The sequence below is a fragment of the Clostridium sp. DSM 8431 genome (assembly GCF_900116755.1).
Lineage (GTDB): Bacteria > Bacillota > Clostridia > Clostridiales > Clostridiaceae > Clostridium.
The window spans coordinates 1-2,101 of record NZ_FPBY01000293.1 but is presented as its reverse complement, the minus strand read 5'-3'; the positions used below and the strand labels follow the sequence as shown (position 1 = coordinate 2,101).

The window sequence follows — 2,101 nt, the reverse complement described above, 5'->3', positions numbered from 1 at the left end:
TTATCTATATCTGTTCAATTTTCAAAGACCAATTTATCTCGTCGCCCTCAAGCGACTCATTTATCTTATCACTTATCGAAACATCTGTCAATAACTTTTTTTAAACTTTTTTGTTTTATTTGTTATCTTTAAGTTGTTTCGCATCAGCGACGATATTTATATTATCATAATCATATATATATTCCTATATAAAAAACACTATTTTTCAACATTATATACTAAATTCTTTTATATACTATATAATTCATATAAATGTATATATAGATACACCTGGTTAAGTTTATATTTTATTCTTTACAATATCTTCAATTATTGATGCTGTATCTTCTATGGCTCTCTTAGTTACATCTAGAGTTTTACAACGAATTTTCCTAATAATATCATCTAAAAATTTAAATTCTTCAAGAATTCTTTCTTCACCAGCATAATTAATCTTACTAGATATAAATCTATATTTGCTAATTCTCTTTTTTCTTATTTCAATAAGCTCTAAAGGATCTATTGTTAAACAAAATACTTTTCTTCTATCTATTTCAAATAATTCCTTAGGTAATTCTACTTCAGGTACTAATGGAATATTAATTGCCTTTATGCCCTTATTAGCTAAACACATACATAATGGAGTTTTTGAAGTTCTTGATAATCCTATTAATACTACATCAGCATTTTTTATACCTCTATAATCTTTACTATCATCATATTGTATTGCAAATTCTATTGCCTCAATCTTTTTAAAATAATCTTCATCAATACTTCTAACTGCTCCCGGACTATATATTGGTGTACTATTTAAAATTGATGATGATGCTTCTATTATAGGTGCAAGTATATTTATTGCTACTATACCATTCTCTTTAGCTTTATCTATTAAATATTTGCGTACATCTATTATAACTATTGTGGATACTAATAACACCTTATCAAGACCCTTTAGTTCTTCTATCAACAAATCAACATCAGATAAGGTTTTTATATATGAAACTCTTTTTACTTTAACTTCATCTGTAAACTGACTAGCAGCTGCTTTTGCAACCTGCATTGCAGTCTCTCCTATAGAATCTGATACTGCAACTATATGTAACATTATTTATTCCTCCATATCCTATAAAATGCTCATAGTGAATTTTCACACTCTATATGATAAACTTAGATTAGTAAAAATTTATCAGGAGGCAACTTATGAAAAACACTAAACTAATTACCATAGGAGCACTTCCTCTTATGTGGATTATTTATTTTTTATTTGAACTCATCACTGGAAGAATAACAACAATATCATTCTTCATCTTTAACTGTGCTCTTATATTATTATTTTCATTAATAGGATATTTTATATACTTATTAAGTAAAAAATATATAAATGGATTTTCAAAAAAAGCTACATTCTTAATTTTTATATTTGCTATGTTTATTGATCAAGGAATTAAATTAATAATTAAAGCCTTCTTCTTTAATCATAATATAAATATTATTCCAGAATTACTTTCATTTAATCCTATAATAAACACTCAAGGTTCATGGCTAAATGCTAGATTTAATACTTCTCTAAGCTTTTCATTTTTAATAACAATTAATTTCTTAGCTTTGATTTTACTAATTGAACTATATAGATATTTATTATTTAAAGGGTATAAAACTTTTTGGGGAGATATGGCTTTCATTTTTCTTCTTAGTGGAGCGTTATGTTCTCTTATAGATAAATGCTTTTATGGAGGTAGTTTAGATTTTATAGGAATATCAGATCTATTTGTAGCTGATATAAAAGATATATATATTAACTTTGGATTATACTCCTTTATATTAGCAGCTTACTCTTCAGGCTACTTAACTTCAGAAGATAATTCAACTTTAAAAGATGATATTAATAGTATAAAGTTGTTTTTCAATTTTATAAAAAAAGACATTCTATCAATAATAAAAAAACATTAATATAAAAATAGGATTTTACGAAATTGTAAAATCCTTTTTTATATTAATGCTAAGCAAGTTCTTATTAGAGGTTCCTTCATTTGAAGTGACCCTTTGGTGGCTTACCGGGGAATCGAACCCCGGACACCTTGATTAAAAGTCAAGTGCTCTACCGACTGAGCTAGTAAACCAT

Annotated in this window: 2 protein-coding genes and 1 tRNA gene; 1 reads left to right on the top strand and 2 read right to left on the bottom strand. The window is 26.2% G+C overall.

Annotated elements, in window-relative coordinates; genetic code table 11:
* Positions 1 to 280: 280 nt before the first annotated feature.
* Positions 281 to 1,084, bottom strand: coding sequence for a pyruvate, water dikinase regulatory protein (locus BM384_RS16870; protein ID WP_090015403.1), 804 nt, complete (start codon positions 1,082 to 1,084; stop codon positions 281 to 283).
* Between the two features lie 95 nt (positions 1,085 to 1,179).
* On the opposite strand from BM384_RS16870, the gene BM384_RS16865 reads away from it, so the two are divergent.
* A complete protein-coding gene (locus BM384_RS16865) occupies positions 1,180 to 1,929 on the top strand; it encodes a signal peptidase II (protein ID WP_090015401.1) in 750 nt (249 codons plus the stop codon).
* Between the two features lie 94 nt (positions 1,930 to 2,023).
* Here BM384_RS16865 and BM384_RS16860 read toward each other — a convergent pair.
* Positions 2,024 to 2,099, bottom strand: a tRNA-Lys gene (locus tag BM384_RS16860).
* Positions 2,100 to 2,101 lie beyond the last annotated feature (2 nt).

Bases quoted from the DNA above. Each gene is read 5' to 3' on its own strand.
- BM384_RS16870 (WP_090015403.1), bottom strand. From the start codon at position 1,084: ATGTTACATATAGTTGCAGTATCAGATTCTATAGGAGAGACTGCAATG.
- BM384_RS16865 (WP_090015401.1), top strand. From the start codon at position 1,180: ATGAAAAACACTAAACTAATTACCATAGGAGCACTTCCTCTTATGTGG.